The 19,044-nt window shown below is 63.1% G+C and carries 16 protein-coding genes and 1 tRNA gene; 6 read left to right on the top strand and 11 right to left on the bottom strand.

The features are described 5' to 3' along the window. Positions 1–601: 601 nt before the first annotated feature. Complete coding sequence (locus tag AAGW05_RS15510) at positions 602–1,612, top strand: acyl-CoA thioesterase (protein ID WP_411805458.1); 1,011 nt, start codon at positions 602–604, stop codon at positions 1,610–1,612. 185 nt (positions 1,613–1,797) lie between these two features. Beyond that, a complete protein-coding gene (locus AAGW05_RS15505; RefSeq protein WP_411805457.1) occupies positions 1,798–2,469 on the top strand; it encodes a PDDEXK nuclease domain-containing protein in 672 nt (223 codons plus the stop codon). Positions 2,470–2,580: 111 nt separating this feature from the next. On the opposite strand, the gene AAGW05_RS15500 is transcribed toward AAGW05_RS15505, so the two are convergent. From AAGW05_RS15500 to galU, 5 genes are all read right to left on the bottom strand, one after another. Next, positions 2,581–2,653 (bottom strand) — tRNA-Ala (locus AAGW05_RS15500). A 109-nt stretch (positions 2,654–2,762) separates the two neighbouring features. Further along, on the bottom strand, positions 2,763–3,542 hold the full coding sequence (locus AAGW05_RS15495; RefSeq protein WP_411805456.1) for an SDR family oxidoreductase: 780 nt from the start codon (positions 3,540–3,542) through the stop codon (positions 2,763–2,765). A 106-nt stretch (positions 3,543–3,648) separates the two neighbouring features. After that, on the bottom strand, positions 3,649–4,458 hold the full coding sequence (locus AAGW05_RS15490) for a hypothetical protein (protein ID WP_411805455.1): 810 nt from the start codon (positions 4,456–4,458) through the stop codon (positions 3,649–3,651). Positions 4,459–4,629: 171 nt separating this feature from the next. Continuing rightward, positions 4,630–5,244: a GNAT family N-acetyltransferase gene (locus AAGW05_RS15485; RefSeq protein WP_411805454.1), complete on the bottom strand. Its 615-nt coding sequence runs from the start codon at positions 5,242–5,244 to the stop codon at positions 4,630–4,632. Between the two features lie 4 nt (positions 5,245–5,248). Next, complete coding sequence (gene galU / locus AAGW05_RS15480) at positions 5,249–6,151, bottom strand: UTP--glucose-1-phosphate uridylyltransferase GalU (protein ID WP_411805453.1); 903 nt, start codon at positions 6,149–6,151, stop codon at positions 5,249–5,251. An 81-nt stretch (positions 6,152–6,232) separates the two neighbouring features. Here galU and AAGW05_RS15475 point away from each other — a divergent pair, with 81 nt between their 5' ends. The 3 genes from AAGW05_RS15475 (at position 6,233) to AAGW05_RS15465 (ending at position 8,271) form a co-directional block, all read left to right on the top strand. Beyond that, entirely contained in the window at positions 6,233–6,934 is a 702-nt protein-coding gene (locus AAGW05_RS15475) for a 5-formyltetrahydrofolate cyclo-ligase (RefSeq protein WP_411805452.1), read from the top strand. A 130-nt stretch (positions 6,935–7,064) separates the two neighbouring features. Then, a complete protein-coding gene (locus AAGW05_RS15470) occupies positions 7,065–7,361 on the top strand; it encodes an FmdB family zinc ribbon protein (protein WP_411805451.1) in 297 nt (98 codons plus the stop codon). 169 nt (positions 7,362–7,530) lie between these two features. Then, on the top strand, positions 7,531–8,271 hold the full coding sequence (locus AAGW05_RS15465) for an SAF domain-containing protein (RefSeq protein WP_411805450.1): 741 nt from the start codon (positions 7,531–7,533) through the stop codon (positions 8,269–8,271). 78 nt (positions 8,272–8,349) lie between these two features. Here the strand turns inward: AAGW05_RS15465 and AAGW05_RS15460 are convergent, their stop codons facing one another. From AAGW05_RS15460 to AAGW05_RS15435, 6 genes are all read right to left on the bottom strand, one after another. Then, a complete protein-coding gene (locus AAGW05_RS15460; RefSeq protein WP_411805449.1) occupies positions 8,350–8,862 on the bottom strand; it encodes a hypothetical protein in 513 nt (170 codons plus the stop codon). 15 nt (positions 8,863–8,877) lie between these two features. After that, on the bottom strand, positions 8,878–13,077 hold the full coding sequence (locus AAGW05_RS15455; RefSeq protein ID WP_411805448.1) for a DUF4011 domain-containing protein: 4,200 nt from the start codon (positions 13,075–13,077) through the stop codon (positions 8,878–8,880). Between the two features lie 112 nt (positions 13,078–13,189). Beyond that, positions 13,190–14,779: a glutamine-hydrolyzing GMP synthase gene (gene guaA, locus AAGW05_RS15450; RefSeq protein ID WP_411805447.1), complete on the bottom strand. Its 1,590-nt coding sequence runs from the start codon at positions 14,777–14,779 to the stop codon at positions 13,190–13,192. Between the two features lie 144 nt (positions 14,780–14,923). Then, positions 14,924–15,343 carry a DUF3817 domain-containing protein gene (locus AAGW05_RS15445; RefSeq protein WP_411805460.1) on the bottom strand — a complete coding sequence of 140 codons (420 nt, stop codon included), beginning with the start codon at positions 15,341–15,343 and terminating at the stop codon, positions 14,924–14,926. Between the two features lie 212 nt (positions 15,344–15,555). Then, positions 15,556–16,350, bottom strand: coding sequence for an SURF1 family protein (locus tag AAGW05_RS15440; RefSeq protein WP_411805446.1), 795 nt, complete (start codon positions 16,348–16,350; stop codon positions 15,556–15,558). A gap of 285 nt (positions 16,351–16,635) precedes the next feature. Beyond that, positions 16,636–17,127, bottom strand: coding sequence for a PTS sugar transporter subunit IIA (locus AAGW05_RS15435; RefSeq protein ID WP_411805445.1), 492 nt, complete (start codon positions 17,125–17,127; stop codon positions 16,636–16,638). 328 nt (positions 17,128–17,455) lie between these two features. Between AAGW05_RS15435 and AAGW05_RS15430 the strand changes: the two genes are divergently transcribed. Then, on the top strand, positions 17,456–18,850 hold the full coding sequence (locus AAGW05_RS15430) for an IS1380 family transposase (protein WP_411805444.1): 1,395 nt from the start codon (positions 17,456–17,458) through the stop codon (positions 18,848–18,850). Positions 18,851–19,044 lie beyond the last annotated feature (194 nt).

Below are 19,044 nucleotides of genomic sequence, written 5' to 3'. Positions count from 1 at the left end.
GGGCCCTCATCTCTGAGGAATTAAATCGTCAGGAGTCCTGATGCCCGGAGGCACAAGTAATTCCAGCTGCGTAACCGGGTCAACGACGTGGCGGCCCTCGCTGGGGCTCTGGTTCTGAGACGGCTTCTCTGCCATCTCCACACACTAAGTCAGCCAAACAGACAAAAGCAAACAGCCCGCAGATCTCTGCATCGCACGTGAGCCATCGGATCTTAGGGGTTCCGATGCATCAAGGAACCTATCAAGCCGTGGCCTACTCAGGCATTGGAGGCTAACCCAGCGACCCACCTGACGCAATGCCAGACCCGAAAAAAGCCCTTGAAGCAAGCGGAGTTTTTTACAGCATTGCCCCTCATCGCAGCTATAGGAGCACTCGGCCCCTTGGACTCTCCATCTTGTTGGATGCAGCAATCTTTCCTCTACCCGAGGTCCCTCAGAAACACTCTCTCATCCGTTGATCTACGCGGCCTTTGGTCGTTCTTTGCGCGCCCCTCCGTATCGATCGACCTATCCAACACGAGGTGTGGCGATTATGACGGGCGGAACAACGTATGAGACCTCACCGAATTCGAACGGCCTGCCACTTCAATAGACTCGTCTCATGAGTGAGACTGCCGCCAATTCGGTGACCCTTCGGTTCCTTGCCGCCCCCATGGACGTCGGACACAGCGGCTCCGTGGATGCTGGCACAGTCATGGAGTGGGTAGACAAGGCAGCCTACGCAGCCGCCGTAGGCTGGTCCAAGTCCTATTGTGTGACAGCTTATGTGGGCAACATCCGCTTTGCCGATCCCGTAAATAGCGGGGACATGGTGGAAGTGGAGGCCACTATCGTCCACACCGGACGGTCATCGATGCACATCCGCACCGTCGTCTCGTCGGGTGATCCAAAAGGCGGCATCCCGACGATGCGCAGCGATTGCATGGTCATCTTCGTTGCCGTGGGTGCGGGCGGCAAACCTATCCAGGTGCCCCCGGTTGAGCCAACCACGCCAATGGAAATTGAACACCGCGATGATGCGCTTGCCCGAATCAAAGTACGGGAAGAGATCGTGGCGGCCATGAAGGCCCAGGAATACACCGATGCGGGAACGGCCGAGCGCGTAGTCCTGCGATTCATGGCCGCCCCCACCGACGTGAACTGGGGCGGCAAGGTCCACGGAGGCATCGTCATGAAGTGGATCGACGAAGCCGCCTATGTGTGCGCCTCACGTTACTGCGGGAAGAACACCGTGGCGGTGTTTTCCGGAGGCGTGAGGTTCTACCGACCGCTGCTGATCGGCCACGTGGTGGAAGTGGAGGCCCGGCTGATCTACACGGGAACGAAAGGCATGCACATTGCCGTCCACGTAAGGTCTGGAGATCCCAGAGAACGTGAGATGAGCCTGACCACCTACTGCCTGACCGTGATGGTGGCACGCGATGAAGCAGGCAACTCGATGCCCGTTCAGCACTGGATTCCGGCATCCGACGAGGATAAGCGCCTGCGCGCACACGCCCGGGAATTGTTGGAAATCCGAGGCAGGATGCCAAGAAACAAGGTCCCCAACCACCTGTTAACAGGTGGAAGCCCCACGACTCCGGGCACGACAGCTAGTTCCGTTTCCTCATAATGACCGCAAGCGGTCCACGAGCGGACGCGCGTTACCCCAATGCCACATTCTTCATGCAGTTCCAGACCCGGTTCTGCTCCGAGGAAGAGTGTCGGGAATACTTGGCCAAAGTGCGCTGACTCGACGGCTTCATCTGCCTCAAATACGTCGGTGCCGTGTACGGGCCCGCAGGCTCGAGTCTGTGGATGTTCAAGAAGTACCCCTACAGAACCTCGGTCACAGACGGGACCGTCGTCGAATGCCCCAGCCCCGCTGTGTACAAAGAGTTGAGATCGGTTGTCGCCGAAGTACTGAGATTAGTTGTCTACGATGTCACGAGAATTCACACCACCTACCCGGACCGCCTGTACCCTAAAGCCGTATTTGCCACTCTCCAGGGAGGTTGCCGACCGGACCTCGAGCAGGCACTCATGGACCGCATCGTCGGCACCCTCAGGGAACTGGGGCTGGGCTTCACCTTCGTCGGTTGGCAAGTCCACTTCGATGTCGGGGGAGACGATTTCTACAGCGTTCTACTCTTCTTTCACGTCGAGCAATTGCGCTACATCGTCATCGAACTAAGGACCGGGAAATTCCAGCCTGAGCACGCCGGACAACTCAACTTCTATGTCACCTTGGTCGACGACAGACTACGACGGGAAGCCCATGCCGATACCGTGGGCATCCTGATCTGCGGAGACAAGAATGACCACACCGTCCGCTACAGCTTGGGCCGGGTTGTATCCCCCTTGGTAGTCGCCTCCTACACCTATGACTCACTGCCTGCCACGGAACGTGCAGGGCTGCCCGACGTCGAGAAACTAACGGCAGCACTGGACTGGCCCAGCGAGGAAACGATCCCTTCGGCCCCGGAATGATAGGCCCCGTTTGATCTCAAAGCGTGTCGTTTCCGTGTCGTTAGGCCATTTTTGGGCAAACAAAAACCCCTCCAACCCTGCGGGTTCCCGCAGCTCAGAGGGGTATTGAAGTGGAGCTAAGGGGATTCGAACCCCTGGCCTCTTCGATGCGAACGAAGCGCGCTACCAACTGCGCCATAGCCCCAAGTCCGTGCCTGCACGACTGCCTGCACCGACATTTCCACACTAAACCCGTACGATCCCAAATTCCAAGAAATGTGGTTGCGTGTCGCCGTGCCCGATTTTGCAGATTTTCACGGTCTAGCCCGGAGCCACTCACCGAAGCCGAGACGCCCGATTGCGTGCTCAGGGACAAGGTTCTTTCCTGCCCGCAGGAAGGCCCCGAACGATCCCGGAAACGGCAACCCTGTGACAACGGCCTTGCTGCCGGTGGCAGACTGCCATTCCTGCGCCAACTCCTTCATCGTCTTGATTTCGGGCCCTCCAATCACAACCTTCCGGTGTTCGTCACCGCCAGCCAACGCTTCCTGAACAAGCACGCTGGCCACGTCCGACGTCGAAATTGGCTGGAAGGACACTCCCCTGAGCACAGGGACTACACCCACCTTCCCCCCGGCGGCGAAGATACCTGCCACCAAGTTGTGAAATTGCGTGGCATAGACGACGGTGGTCGGAATTGCTGCACTTTCATAGCTGAGTGCCCGCGCCCCCTGGACCTGATAGTAGCCCATGGAACATTCCGCCGCCCTGACGATTGTCAGCAAAACGCAGCGGGAAACACCTGCCCGGGCCGCCGCGGCCAGCACTGCAACCGAGGTGACCGGCAGCGCGCGCAGTGGCGCCCCTGACCTGGCATCAAGGGTTTCAATAAGCGCATCCACGCCCGCAAGTCCGGCGGCAACGCCCTGGCCGGTCCGGAAGTCCGCTTGGGCATAGTCGGCACCGCCAACACGATCCCCCTCGGCGGGGAGGTGCCGGCTCAGGGACCGCACCGCACAACCACTGGCCACGGCCTGTTCGACCGCCGCACGCCCGGCCGTACCTGTCCCGCCGGCAACTGCAATCAACACCATGGTGCCCAGACTACGCCCTGCCCACGACGGAGAACCACGGACTCCGAGCATGAAAAAACCGGGCGGGTCCCTTGTGGGACCGCACGCCCGGCGCTTTGTGAAAGTTCTATGCGCGGCGGCGCTGCAGGACGTCGTCGAGGTTGTTCAACGCAAAGCTCCCACGTTCGGCAGCCGGAACAGCGTTCCGATCCTGCCTGGCTGCCTTCTCGTCCTGAACCACACCGGTGTCGGGCACGGCCGTGATGCTTTCCGATCCGCCAACACCAACGCCCGCTTGGTCCGCCTTGATGGACGTTCCTGCGGACTTCGGAATCTCGGGAAGCCTGATGGGCTTCTCCAGGCTCAGTGCACGTGCTGCTGTCACGTAGCCCGGAACCGGGACCTCAACGGGCTCCCACGTTTCAATGTCAAGCTCACCCTCGGCCAGCGTCTGGGTGTGCGCCAACTTCGCATCGGCCGTCCCCTTGGCCGCAACGCGCAGTGCTGCAGCCCGCAGCTCTTCAGCGGTCAGCGGCTTCTGGACGGGGGCCGGTTCGGCGCCCTCGGCGCGGTCAAAGAGCGCCGTCTCCCGCAATTCCACTGCGCGGGGAGCCGATTTCTCCACAGCTGCGGGCGCCGTCGTGCCTGCAGCACGACGGGATGCACGGCGGGCGTTCCTGTCGCGCACAGCCATGGTGCGCAGCGCAACAATCACCACGACGAAGACGGAAAGCGATGTCCAGGCCACGGCGGCAGAGCCCACGGAGAAGACACTGAGCGCGCCGGTGATGCCGGCAGCGAGCAGGGCAAGGAGTCCGATGAGGGCGAAAAATGTCCTGCCCCAGCGTATTTTCAACGGCTTTCCAGCTGCCGAGGGCATGGCCGTAGAAGGTCCCGGCTCCACGTGGGCGTGGGCGTCGGAAGTAATGCTTTCCATTGACGTCTCCTGCAGCTGCTGATTCTGGTGGATTGGCATTTCGTCCGGCCACATTTCAACCCTAAAGGGGAAAGGGGTCCCGTCCGGCATTACTGCCGGTGTGTCGCCGCCTAGGAAATATTTCGCCATCAAGGGACGACGCCGGATCCGCCAGCCTGCCGCTGCAGCCGGCTACCGGTGTTCCAGCCACCGTTTCAAAACGCCGTCCGGAACTTCCTCCGAGGTCAGGGCGAAGCTGCGGTGGTCGGCCCACTCCCCGTTGATGTGCAGGTATCTCGGGCGCAGGCCTTCATCGCGGAAGCCCAGCTTCTCCACCACGCGCAGGCTGGCCGTGTTCTCCGGGCGGATGTTGATTTCCATCCTGTGCAGGCCCAATTGCAGGAAGCAGTGGTCGGTGGCCATGGCAACGGCAGTCGGCACAATTCCGCGGCCGGCCCGTCCCTGGTCCACCCAATAGCCAAGGGTGGCTGACATGGCCGAGCCCCACATGATCGAGGACACCGTCAACTGGCCCACAATCACCGGCTTGGGCTGGTTCGCCACCCTTTCGGTAATGATGAACGGCAGTGCCGTCGCCTCGCGGGCCTGCCGGTTCAGCACGCGCACCATCCCAGAATAAGTTGGCAGCTCGACCTGACCGGCAGGGTTGCTGGCCTCCCACGGCTCAAGCCATGCGGCATTGCGGGTCCGCACCCGCGTCCACTCCGCCTTGTCGCGGAGCTTGACGGGGCGCAGGATCAAGTCGCCGCATTCCAAGGTCACCGGCCAGATGGCCTGCCCCAACACGTGATTATCCTTGCAGGTCCGCTGTGAACTCGCCCAGCCACTGGCGCAGATCAGCACCCAGCTCTTCGTTCTCGCAGGCCAAGGTGACAACTGCTTTGAGGTAGCTGAGCTTGTCCCCTGTGTCATAGCGGCGGCCGGAGAAAACAACGCCGTATACGCCGCCGCCTTCGCCTTCCATCGTGGCCAGGGTTTGCAGCGCATCCGTGAGCTGAATTTCGTTGCCCCGTCCCGGAGGGGTGTTTTCGAGGACCTCGAACACGGCCGGGTGCAGCACGTAGCGGCCAATGACAGCCAGGTTCGACGGTGCTTCCTCCACCGAGGGCTTCTCCACCAGTTGGTTGACGCGGACGTAGTCCTCGCCCTCGATGACGGTCATGTCGGCACAGCCATAGGCGGAAATTTTGTCCTGCGGAACCTCGATCAGGGCCACCACGGAACCTCCGGTGCGCTCTTGCACGGCGATCATGGTGGTGAGCAGTTCGTCGCGCTCATCAATCAGGTCATCGCCGAGCAAGACGGCGAAGGGTTCGTGGCCCACGTGGGTCTTGGCACGCAACACTGCGTGGCCCAGGCCCTTGGGATCTCCCTGTCGGACGTAGTGGATTTCGCCCAGGTCGGTGGCGTGCTGCACTGCGGCGAGGCGGCCGGAGTCGCCCTTTTCCTCCAGCAGTTGTTCCGTGACGGGGACACGGTCAAAGTGGTCTTCAAGGGCGCGCTTGTTACGCCCGGTGATCATGAGGACGTCGGTCAGGCCGGCACTGACGGCTTCCTGAACAACATATTGAATGGCGGGCTTGTCAACAACCGGCAACATTTCCTTGGGCATCGCCTTGGTTGCGGGTAGGAATCGCGTTCCCAAACCGGCTGCGGGAATAACCGCTTTGCGTACGTGCTGTGCAGAAGTCATGCCACTAGAGTAACCGAACGACGCATAAAACCTCCGATATTGTAAGTTAAGCAACTTATCCAACCCCTTGACAGGAATCCCATGATCCCCGTAGGCAAGACCCAGTGGCGCGCTCGGCTGCGGGCCGAGAGGCGCCGGATGCAGCCAACGGATTCAGGGGCCCGCCTTGCCAGCGTCGGACTTGAATGGCTGGAGGCGATTGGCGTTCCGGACGGCGGTCATGACAGCCATCCGGACAGCGGCCATGCCAACACGGCCGCCCCAGCCACGGACGACGATTCGTCCGCCGCTCCCCACGTCATGGGCGACCCGGCCGGGCCCAGCGTCTGCACCTATATATCCATGGGCGGCGAGCCGTCCACGGGACCGCTGCTGGAGTCCCTGGCGACTGCAGGGTTCGCCGTCTATGTACCCGTGTGCGAACCGGACTTTCAACTGGCCTGGACCCGCTGGCAACCCGGGATCAAGATGGCCCGCAGCGGGTTCGCCCCTGTCATGGAACCGGTGGGGCCGCGGCTGTCCTTCGGATCACTGGCCTCCGTGCGGGCAATCCTTGTCCCGGCACTGGCCGTCGATGCATCCGGCGTGCGACTTGGGCAGGGCGGCGGCTATTACGACAGGTTCCTCGCGGGCATCCCCGCCGGGGCGGACGGCCAAACCGTGCCGCTTGCCGCCGTCGTGCATGAAGGCGAGGTCTTCCCCGCAGGCCAACTGCCCCGCGATTCCTTCGACGCCGATGTTGGTTTTGCGCTGACCCCCGGCGGTTGGCGGGCGCTTGGATAGAGGCGGGAATGCAGGGGCACCCCGGGGTGTTTACCATACCGATGGTAGAATTGGTGGCTGGGACCATGGACGGCCAGCCACGCGACTGGTGATCACAAGGTCTCGACGCATGTATCCAGGAGGAAAATCAGTGCCAACGTACGCTTATGCCTGCAAAGACTGCGGCCATGCCTTTGACATCCAGCAGTCGTTTAGCGATGACTCCCTGACTGTCTGCCCCGAATGCCGGGGCGCATTGCGCAAGAAGTTCAACTCGGTGGGCGTGGTGTTCAAGGGTTCAGGCTTCTACCGCACCGATTCACGCTCCACCTCAAGCTCGGTCCCCGCCGCGGCCACTGCCTCCGGCGCGGGTTCGACGGCGTCAGCTCCCGCCGCCAGTGTCCCGGCCGCCGCCAGTGCCCCGGCCACGGCCGGCGCGGCCAGCTGATCCACCCCCCTTTCGGTCCGGCAGGATCTGTGACGATCCTTAGGACCTGCGGCGTGGCCTGACTCGCCGTGCCGAGTTGATTCCCCCACAGGCACAGCGGGGATGGCGGCTGTCCACGATCCGCTGGATGCCGCTTTCGCCGTGCCCGCGGCTGACCTAGCGTTGTCCCATGAAGCCCGCACGCACTGCCCCGGGGCAATCCGCCTATCCCGGACCGGCCTGGCAATCCCAGCCGTGGTCCGGGCGCGCGTCACGACCCCCGCCCCTTGAACGCCTTGGCCGGCTGATTGCCCGGCGCAGGCGCCTGGCCGCTGCATTGCTTTTGTGCCTTGCCGCCGCCCTTGCCGTCCAACAGCTCACGCCCGGCGGCCCTGCCACCACAACGGTGATGGTCGCCGCACGGGACCTTCCCGCTGGCCACGTCCTCGGTGCCGGGGACCTCGCACCGGCGAATGTCAGCCCGCGCATGGTGCCCGACGGCGCGTTACTGCCGGAATCCGGGTCGCCTGCAGCATGGGCAGGAAGTCAAACCTCAGGGCCTGTCCGACGCCACGAGGTCCTCACGGATGCATCTCTTCTTGGCGCCGGTCTGCTGACGGGGGCGCCTGCCGGAAGCCAGGCGGTGCCCATCCGTTTGAGCGACCCCGCCACCCTCGCATTGTTGCGCCAGGGGCAGCTCGTCACCGTGGTCCTGAGCAGCGGCGCCGGGCTCGACGGCCCTGTTAACAATGAGGTGCTCGCCGAAAATGTTCCCGTTCTCTGGACGCCTGCGCTGACCCAGTCGGGCGGCGGACTGTTCCCCGCGCAGGAAAATGAGGGAATCCTTGTCGTCGCCGCTTCGGCCGTCCAGGCTGTGCAGCTTGCCGGTGCCATCAGCCGAGGAAAGGTGTTCCTGATCCTGCTGAACTGACCGGACCAATGCCGCCCCACAGCGGTTAAATCCTACGGGCGGCACAGCCCAGGTATTCGGCGCACATCAGCGCATGTCTCAGCTTCGTGCGGCCTTCATGGCCGCGAAGTAGGCCTTGGGGACCGGCAAATGGCACAAGCCAAAGGCCAGTGCGCCCAAGACAATCTGCACCACTGTGGTCCAGCCCGTGGGGAAGCTGATTCCCACCAGCTGCAGCACTGTCAGAAGCGCCAGGATTCCAGTAGCGGTCCTGGCCCAGGACCGGCCCTTGTGCAGGAAGAAGGCGAACAGCAAATAGGCCGTCACGGTGGCTATGCCAGCGAGCACCACTGTCAGGATGCCGATGTTGCGCATCGCATCCAGGCTCGGCACGTTACCGCTCATGGTGTCGATCTGCGCCTGGATGCCCGCCAGACGATCGGGCGAGGCCGCATAGATCACTGCCATCACCGACGCGATGACCTGCACGATGGCAGCTGCCACAAGGAGCCGTGAGGCTGTCAGCACCAATGGTGGTGCAACAGGTTTCGGCGACTTGGGGTCCTTGTCAACGAAGGCACCCAGCCCGGGAATTTTTGGCGGAGTGGCCATTGTGATCCTTGGTCCTTATCCCCAGTGAGGAGGCTTGTTCTCGCGCAGCCATGCATCATGGCCGGTGTCTGAGGGTGCATCCCCCCATGTGTGGTCGGCGTCGTGCGGGGCCACCTTGGGCAGCACATCCGAGTCCGCGGATGATGCCACGTGCTTGTCAGCCGCTTCGGCAACCACCGGCCCGGGTGTCTGCCCGCCGCTGGTGGCTTCTTCTTGCTCTTTCATGGGTGCTTCACTTTCTTCAACTACTTTTGCGGCCGTCGGCTCGCTGTCAGCCGTGGCAGGCTCCTCCGCATCAGCCTCGGCGGAAGGCTCTGCCCCGGTGCCGACGGTGGCGGGTTCAGCTTCCGCGTCGGTTCCGCTGGTGCGGCGCCGTGAGCGCGGTGAATCAATCACGGCCGTCATGGAGGTTTCAGGCGGTGTGCCCAGCAGCGACCTCAGGTCAACTTCACCTGCCGTTGAGGCAAGCCCAAGGTATCGGCCAAGCTGGTCGGCGCAGCTGGAGGGGTCGGTGAAGACCTCGATGGTCCACAGCGACACATAGCGCCAGCCGAGGCGTTCGAGCATTTGGGGTCGCAGCCTGCTGCGTTCACGCACGCTCATGTTCTGGTACTTGGCCGTGCCATCGGATTCAACGGCCACGGGGACAGGGATTTCGTGGTCATCACGGCCCAGCAACTGCATGGGATCCGGTGCAGCCGCCAAGTCCAGGGCGCCGTCGTAATGATGCCAGACACGCGCACCGCGGGCCCGGAGCCTGTCGGCAAGGTCAGCCACGAGGGGGTCTTCGCCCGTTTCACGTTCACTGTCCTGGGCACGCGTTGCTGGGGTGCCCAGCAACGAGTTCCCGGCCATTTCACGGTCAAGCAGCTCGAAGAAGTCAATGGCACCAAAGCTCAACCGACTTCCGTCCAGATCCTCCGGGCGGAAGCAGGTGACGATGTGGATGTGCGTCCGGGCGCGGGTCATGGCAAGTGCGAACTTGGCCCGGCCGTCGGGCTCTGACAATGAGCCGAAGCCGTGCAGGGCACGCCCGTGCGGCGTGCGGCCGTAGCCGAGCGAGAAGATGACCCTGTCCCGGACCAGTCCGGCAGCCCTGTCAACTGTGACAACCCTGAATGATTCCGGGCCTGAGGCAAAGAACTCGGCCAGCAGCGGGTGGTTGGCCATGTGCAGGCGGATGGCCTGCGCAACCCTCACAGCATGGCGTTCGCTGGCGGTGATGATGGCCAAGGACTCGCGCGGGTGGACCCGTGCGTGTTCAAAGACCAGGTCAACAACGCGGTTGACCTCGGCGACCACCGATTCCACCCCGCTGTCGCCAACGCCGGGAAGGCCCTTGCCGTCGGGCAGGTAATCCACGGTGATGGCACGGTCCACGCCTGTCACGGCGCGGCCGTCGGGCAGGCGCTCCAGCTGGGAGTCGTAGAATCCTGTGCTGAGCTGGCGGACCAGGTCCTCATCCACTGCACGGTAGGAAACCGTCAGGCGGTGGCGCGGGAACACCCGCGACAGCGCACCAAACACGCTCTCCAGGGGATGCTGGCCGGCGCCACGGGTGTCGGGCGCACTCACGGCGACGGAGAAACTCTTGGGGCAGGCGGTCTGCTCATCGCCGAAGGCGACCACCTGCTCGGCACGGGCCAGCGCCGGCAGCGCCGACTGCAGGGACGTGGACTCGGCGTCGAGAATCACGACGGCGTCAAAACGATAGCCTGCCGGAATCGCCGAGGGCACCACGAGCGGGCTCAGCACAAAGACAGGTGCAAGGTTACGCAACAGGTCAGGCGCCTGGGTGGCCAGCGCGGCAAGGGAAACCCGGCCGTCCTTCAACACATTGCGCAGCATCTCGCCCTGGCGGTCGCGACCGGCCAGCGCCTCGGCCCACTGCTGGGCAAGGCCCCAGCGGATCCGACCCGGGCAGGAGGCAACGTGTGCCTGATCGGCCAGGCGGAACTCGGCTTCCAAGCGGCGCAGGTTTTCGCCGTCGGACATGGCAAGGTATTCATCCCCGCTGATCATGGCCTCAAGCGCAGACTGCCACCAGGCCAGCTCGAGCTCGGCGCCGACATGTGCGGCGGGCACCTCGCGGCGGGCCAAATCGTCAAGAAGTTCGCCAAGGCCCTGCTCGCGCATGCCTTCCAGCAGCAGGGTGCGCTCGGGCAGCGTCTCGAGGGATTCCTTGGAGGCGACGAGGGCTTCCAGGCGGCCGGCGAGCTCACCGGCGTTGAAGTTCAGCAGGTCCCCGCCGTCAACTGTGCGCTCCAGGACGCTCCCGAGCGTCAGCAGCTTCTCCCGCAGGCTCAAGTAGGTGCGGCTCAGCTCGGCCAGACCCGCGGGCACTGTCGGGTGGCGCTTGCTCGTGGCAGCCTCGGCCCACAGGGCGCTTTGCTCATTGACGAGCAACAGCGAGGCGTGCAGATCGGCGATGTGCACGCCGGGGCGGACAAGGTCCTTGGCGTTGCGGCGGAAACGTGCACGCTGCAGGGCGGGCATCTCGATGCCGCGCTCCCGGCGCCAGGCTGCGGTGGCCGTTGCCGCGATCATCTCGTCGGTTGACCAGTCGAAAATATCGGCATTGAACTTATCAAGGCTCTCGCGGATCGCCACCAGCATGTTCAGCTGGCGCCCCCACTGCGCAAAGGAATTACCCTGGCTGATTTGGCCAAATTCAGCCACCTCACGCATCTTCACGGCAAAGTCAGGGACGTTTTCGTTCAGCTGCTGGGCCAGTGCGTAGGCCGATTCGGTTTCCTTGCGCGTGACCATGCGGGCCCCGTGCCAGGCACTGCTCACAGCAACTTGGCTGAACGCACCCAGCTCCGCTGCGCGGCGCAGACGGACGGTCAGTTCCTTGCGATCCTTGATGCTGTCAAGCACGCTGCGCTTCAGGCGCACCGTGGTGGACGGGGCCGGGTGGATCGAGGTCAACTCGGCCAGCGACTGCATGGCCTGGTAGGGGGAGCAACCCCAACGGTCACGCACATTGTGCAGGCTGGCCACGTGGTCAACCAGCTGGTGGCGGTGGTTAACAAGCGTTTCGTGCAGGCTGCCAAGCGCCGGTTCAACGGCTTTTTCGTTGCGTGTGATGGCACGGATCAGCTGTGACTTGATCTGCTGCGGCCCGGTTTGGGCGCTGAGCTGCAGGAGCAGGGAATCCAGGTCGTGGTCGGCGAGGATCTGAGCAAATTCGTTCAGGGTGCCCCGCCGTTCACCGACCACAAGGACGCTCTTGCCGTCGTGAACCAGCTGGGCGACGGCGTTGATCGCGGTCTGGGTCTGACCCGTGCCGGGGGGTGTTGAAACCAGCACCGATTCGCCACTGCGGATCATGTCAAGCACGTACTGCTGCTGCGGGTCGGCGTCGAGCACCAGGATTTCATCTTCAGGCCGGCGGTCATCAAGCGCGGTGAAGCGGGAACGGTCGGGTTCAATCTCAACAGGAAGGACGTCGTCGCCGCTGTGGGCCTGCAGCCTCTCGAGCAGGTCGCTGCCGGCCGACAGTGCGGGATCGCTAAGGTTGTCGGCAAGGAACGCAAAGGTGGAGACCACAAGTTCGTGTTCCACCGTGGCCCCGGGAATGGGCGCAAGGAGGGTGCGGACGCGGTCAAGGACGGGGGCCGGGTCAAAGCGTGCGGTGCTGTAGGCCAGGCGTCCAAGCGCCCCGGCGTCAAGGTGGATGTTCGTGTGCCGGGCCAGGTGCTTGACCAGGGCTGGGTTCACCTGGGCCTGCTCCATCAGCTGGAGTTCGTAGTCATCCTGGCCCTGGCGGACGGTAAGTGCGACGGCGGCCAGCAGCACGGGCGCGCAAATCTCCGACGCGCCTTCTTCCGCGCCAGGGGTCCACCGGGCCATCCCGGCGGCGAGGTATCCGACGTCGATCCCGCGGTCGGTGCTCAGTTCAAAGATTTTGGCACGCAGCGCTGCGGCGGCCCGCTTGGCGCCCGCGTAGTGTTCGGGCTCGCGGACCAGCGTGGACAGGCGCGTCTTGCGGCCTGCCAGAAGCTGGGCGAGGCCCGACGGGTGTGCATGTGTGAGGGCGATGCTGCCGTGCGCGGTCCTGACGAAGGCCAGCGCCGTGTCAGCGCCGGAATAGGAATCCAATCCAGCAAGCCAGGTTTGGAGCTCCAATGAACTCTCCTTGGGACCTGCGACTTCGGACACGGGTGCCTTCTTCTCTGCATTTGAGCGAAACGGTCTTGACCATACTGACATGCAATTTAGGCTATCGTCCCCAGCCTTTTATTGCCTGTTCGGCACACTGGGGAGCACCAAATAAAGCCAGAAATTCGGCTATATTTGCTGCTCCCCAGTAGTCCGGCGGGAATTACTCCCACTCAATGGTTCCCGGTGGCTTGGACGTGACGTCCAGGACAACCCGGTTTACACCTTCCACCTCATTGGTGATTCGGTTTGAGATCTTTGCCAGCAGGTCGTACGGCAGGCGTGACCAGTCGGCCGTCATGGCGTCCTCGGAGGACACCGGACGAAGGACGATCGGGTGGCCGTAGGTGCGGCCGTCGCCCATGACGCCAACGCTGCGGACGTCTGCAAGCAGAACAACCGGCATCTGCCATACTTCGTTGTCCAGGCCGGCTGCTGTCAGTTCGGCACGGGCAATGGCGTCTGCCTTGCGCAGAAGCTCCAGGCGTTCGCCGGTGATTTCACCGACGATGCGGATGCCCAGGCCTGGGCCGGGGAACGGCTGGCGGCCGACGATCTCGGCAGGCAGGCCCAACTCGGCGCCAACTGCACGGACTTCGTCCTTGAACAACGCACGCAACGGCTCGACGAGCTCGAAGCGCAGGTCCTCGGGCAGTCCGCCAACGTTGTGGTGGCTCTTGATGTTGGCTGCGCCTTCACCGCCGCCGGATTCCACAACGTCCGGGTACAGGGTCCCCTGGACCAGGAACTTGATCTCTTCACCCTCGGAAGCAGCCTCGGCCATGATGGCGCGCTCTGCTTCCTCGAAGGCGCGGATGAATTCGCGGCCAATGATCTTGCGCTTGGTCTCCGGATCGGAAACACCGGCGAGGGCGTTCAGGAAGCGGTCCTGCTCGTTGGCAACGTACAGCTTGGCGCCCGTGGAGGCCACGAAGTCGAGCTCAACCTGCTCGGCCTCGCCCTGACGGAGCAGGCCGTGGTTGACGAACACGCACGTGAGCTGGTCGCCCACTGCACGCTGCACCAGGGCAGCGGCAACGGCGGAGTCAACGCCGCCGGAGAGGCCGCAAATAACCTTTGCGTCGCCAATCTGGGCCTTGATGCGGTCAACCTGCTCGTCAAGGATCGACGTTGCGGTCCAGTTCTTTTCCAGCTTTGCGCCGTCGAACAGGAAGTTCTCAAGCACCTTCTGGCCGAATTCGGAGTGCTTGACCTCGGGGTGCCACTGGACACCGAAGAGGCACTTCTCCTCGTTGGCGAACGCGGCAACCGGAGCGCCCGCGGAGGAAGCAAGTACGTCGAACCCCTCGGGGGCCTTCTGCACGCTGTCACCGTGGCTCATCCAGGTGGTTTGGTCCTGGCCGGTTGAGCTGAGGATGGATCGGCTTTCGCCGAGGATCTGCACCTGGGTTGCCCCGTATTCGCGCAGGCCGGTTTCAGCAACGGTTCCGCCCAGGGCTGCGGCCATGGCCTGGAAGCCATAGCAAATGCCGAGGACCGGGATGCCGGCTTCAAAAAGGTCTGCACCAACATTGGGTGCGCCTTCCGCGTAGACACTCGAGGGTCCACCGGAGAGGATGATGGCAGCTGGGTTTTTAGCCAGCAACTGCGCAGTTGTATAGGTATGCGGCACGATTTCCGAGTACACATTGGCCTCACGCACGCGGCGCGCAATCAACTGGGCGTACTGGGCACCGTAGTCCACAACCAGGACGGGCTTCTGGGAAGTCTGGGCCTTAGCGGGATTAGTCACTCTTCAATCTTAACCCACACGGCAGCCACCGGGTCCCGGCCCTGCTCTTTCAGTGACCAGTGACTCAAAAAACGCCCTTCAATGAAGGGCGTTTTTTGAGTCACTGCAGGGCCTTGTCTGGCCCGTAAATTCAGGGGTGGCTGATCAGTACCGCTTCCCGGCCTTGGGATTCGCGGCGACCTCGGCCACTACTTCCTTGTGCACCTTGCCCTCAACGATGAAGGAAAGGAACGGGACAACGCCACCCAGGGCGATCAGGACCAGCTTGCCGAAAGGCCAGCGCATCAGGGTCCACAGGCGGAAGTCCGCGATGAGGTAGACGACGTACATCCAGCCGTGCACAATCAGGACCATGGTGGACAGGTTCAGCCCGCCTGTGACAGGCATGACGCCACCGTCAATGCTGACCAGGCCCAGGCCGTGGCTGGCGCCTGCGGTGTCGGTGCCTCCGGCGATCAGGACACTCTGGAATCCGTAGCGCAGGACGAGTTCAACGACAAGCAGCAACAGCATTGTTCCCGTGGCATATGCGAGCACCTTGTAGAACTTTAGGGCGGTAAGGATCTGTGCCGGGGTTCCGCCAAAACGGCGCTTGGGTGCCTTGGCTGCGGGCTTGGGTGTTGCCCCGGCGGCGTTGCCGTTCCCGGGGGCGGCTTGTCCTGTGTTCTGGTGCTCGGTCACTGTGCCGGCTCTCCTCAATCTCTGCATGGCGTCAGACTGCTCAACGAAGGCAGCCTGTTCATAGTAGGTCAGCCCGTGCGGGCTGTGGTGGGGCGTCAGTCGTCCACTTCGTCGTCGTTATCGATGTCAAAGAGTTCATCCTGGTCGCGGCGGTAGTCGTCAGCCACCAGACGCCACCACAGGAATACTGCAAATCCGGCGAACACGGCCCACTCAATGGAGTAGAAAATGTTCAGCCAGTTGACCTTGCTGTTCTGGTCGGTGGCTGTCACGGTAATCGGCACCAGCGCCCCGGCCTGGGTCGAGGCGCCAACTGCGTGGCCGTCAAGGGTTTCGCTGTAGGAAATGACGAAGGCGGAGTAGGTGGTGACAGACCAGATGTTGGTCAGTTCAGCCGATGATACTGCGTCAACCTGACCGGCAGGCAGGTCCTTCTTCAGCTCAGGGCCTTCGGAGTTCAACAGCCTGCCATCAATTTTCACGGTTCCAACGGGCGCAGCAGGCGGATTGTCGGGGGTCGGGGCCCATCCGCGGGCCACCGGGATCACCACTTCCCGGGTGGCCGCAACGCCTGCGGGGGGAACTGCACCGTCCACCACGAACGCCGTCACGACCCAGTAACCAACCTTGCCGTCTTGCAAACGCGACGGGACCAGGACCTGCTTGGTCGCATCAAAATGGCCAGAAGCAGTGACAAGCTGCCCCTCGGTGTCTCCCAACATGGGTTTGCCCGGCTCGATCGTTTCAAGCAGCGGCTGAACCTTTTCGGTGACCGAAGGCGGTGCCACATCTCGTTGAAGTGAGCGGGAGAACTGCCACTGGCTCAAGAGGACGAGAACGGCGCACACAGCCAGCGCAAAGACCAGCGCGGCGATCCATTTGGGCTTCATGGCAGTTTTTAACACACTTCAACGGTACTTCGTAAGCATGTAGAACAACGAATGCAGTGATGACGGCCCCACCAGTGAAGGTGGGAGGGTGCGGCTGGGCCCACGCGCCCGGGGGACCCGCTGCGAGCGTGCGAGCGGTGGGAGGGTGCGGCTGGGCCCACGCGCCCGGGGGACCCGCTGCGAGCGTGCGAGCGGTGGGAGTGTGCGAGCGGTGGGAGGGTGTGGCTGGGCCCACGCGCCCGAGGGACCCGCTGCGAGCGTGCGAGCGGTGGGAGGGAGCGGGGACTAGTGGTCGAAGAAGACCAGACTGGAGTTGATCAGCTCGGCGATGACCTCGGCGTCGTGCGCCCGGCGCAGCGACTCGCGGAAGTTCTCCTTGAATAGGGAACGCGCCAGAGTGGCCAGCACTTCTAGGTGTGCCGAGAAGGAAGTTGACGGGGTCCCGATTAGGAGAATGACAGTTGCGGGGCCATCCACGGCACCAAAGTCAAGGCTGTGGTCGAACTTCGTGATGCCCACGGCGATGGAAATTTCCTGCACGTACTCGCTCCGGGCGTGCGGCAGGCCGACCCCGCCTGGCAGGCCGGTGGCCATCTGGTGTTCGCGGGCGTTGACGTCGCGAAGGAAGCCCTCAAGGTCCGAGACCCTGCCCTGTTCGAATAGTTTGGCGGCAAGTTGGGCAGCCGCGTCTTCCTTGGATTCCGCCACCATTTCCAGTATTACCAACCCCGGGTTGGTCAGTTCTGTTTCGTAGCGTTCCAGCGAACCCAGTGTCATTGTTACCTTTCGGCGGGATTAAAGGCTGCGAATAAAGAGGCCGCGTGCCAATGCCGGCTGCATGCCCCAGTCTATCCCCACGTGCTGGGGCACGACTCTGGATCTGCTAATTATTGGGAACTCTCAAGCAATCTGTGGTGCGTTCTGAGGTATTTCGCAAATCGGGGTCACTATCCCAGCGGTGAGGTTCGACGCGACGACTGTTAAACCTGAATCCACCGATCCGGTTTGGGGTTGCTCGGCGTTTTAAGCACGAAATGTCCGTCTTTTAGGGGAAAATTGGCTTACCACAGTCAAATTTTCTTACCCAGAAGAGGACATCTCGTAGATGCTAGTTTCCCATACCGCAGCGGCCATGTCAGTTTCCTTTGACGAGGCGAATCTTGTGTCGCCGGCCGGGTTGGTGCCGGTGATGCGCCTGGGCCAGGACGCGGGACTGCACGAGCTAACTGATGAGTGGTTGTCCGTGCCGACGGACAAGGGCGCGAATGCGGGGTTGAAGGTCGCCGCGCTGGTCGCGGGCATGGTTGCCGGGGCCGATTCCATTGATGACATGGCGGTGTTGCGCCACGGCGGGATGAAGAAGATCTTCACGGGTTGCTATGCCCCGTCCACGTTGGGTTCGTTCCTGCGCTCCTTCACGTTCGGGCATGTGCGCCAGCTCGACGCGGTCGCCTCCCGACTCCTGGTGAACCTGGCCCGGAAGGCTCCGCTGTTTGGGACCCCGTCCGGGGAGGACTTTGTCTTCGTCGATGTGGACGACACCATCGTGGAGGTCCACGGATACCAGAAGCAGGGTTCCGGGTACGGGTATTCCGGGGTCCGTGGCCTCAACGCCCTGCTCGCCACCGCCTCCACGAGGGACACCGCCCCGGTGATCATCGGTCAGCGCCTGCGCAAGGGAGCCGCGAATTCGGCCCGTGGAGCCAAGAAATTCATCACCGAGTCGTTGGGGACCCTCAAACGCACTGGCGTGGCAGGGCCGGTGCTGTGTCGTTTTGATTCGGCCTACTACGGCCACCCCGCCGTCAGCGCGGCCCTGGCCGGTGGCGCGCAGGTTTCGGTCACGGTGAGCATGAACCCCGCCGTCAAACGCGCCATCGCGGGGGTCCCGGATTCTGCGTGGGTGCCGATCCAGTACACGAACGCCGTCTTCGACGAGGCCACCGAGGCATGGGTGTCGGCCGCGGAAGTCGCCGAAGTGCCGTTTACTGCGTTCTCCTCACGGACGAAGGATGAGAGAATCACCGGCAGGCTGGTGGTGCGCCGCATCCCGGAACTGAACCCGAAAGCCGTTGAGGGGCAGCCGACCCTCTTTGACACGCACCGCTTCCACGCGTTCTTCACCACCGTTGATGCCAAGGACCTGGACACGGTCGCAGCCGACAAGACCCACCGCCGCCACGCCATTATCGAGCAGGTCAATGCCGACCTCAAAGACAGCGCCCTGGCCCACCTGCCCTCGGGGCATTTCGGGGCGAATTCGGCATGGCTCGTTGCCGCGGTGATGGCCCATAACCTGACCCGGGCTGCCGGGGTCCTTGCCGGCGGGGCTTTCGCCAAGGCCAGGACCGGCACGATCCGGGCCAAACTCATCATTGTCCCCGCCCGGATCGCTTCCAGCGCCCGAAAAATACGGCTCCACCTACCCGAATCCTGGCCCTGGCAAACTGCTTGGGAGAACCTCCACACCGCAACCCACTCGCCACCACGAGCAGCATAAAACCCGTCAACCCAGCCAGTACCGGCGCAACCCAGGAACCCCAACGTGGAACACCAACGGCAGCAAGGCCGAACACTCGCCCCTGCCCCAAATCACAAAATCACGAAAAACCGGGAACTGGCACGAGCCCGGCCCGGATCGGTGGATACAGGTTAAACGCACGGCGCCCCGATCCGCAGGGACCGGGGCGCCGA

The organism is Arthrobacter sp. LAPM80, from assembly GCF_046736435.1.
Taxonomy (GTDB): domain Bacteria; phylum Actinomycetota; class Actinomycetes; order Actinomycetales; family Micrococcaceae; genus Specibacter.
The sequence above is the reverse complement of the archived record's forward strand: the minus strand, read 5'-3'. Positions and strand labels throughout refer to the sequence as shown.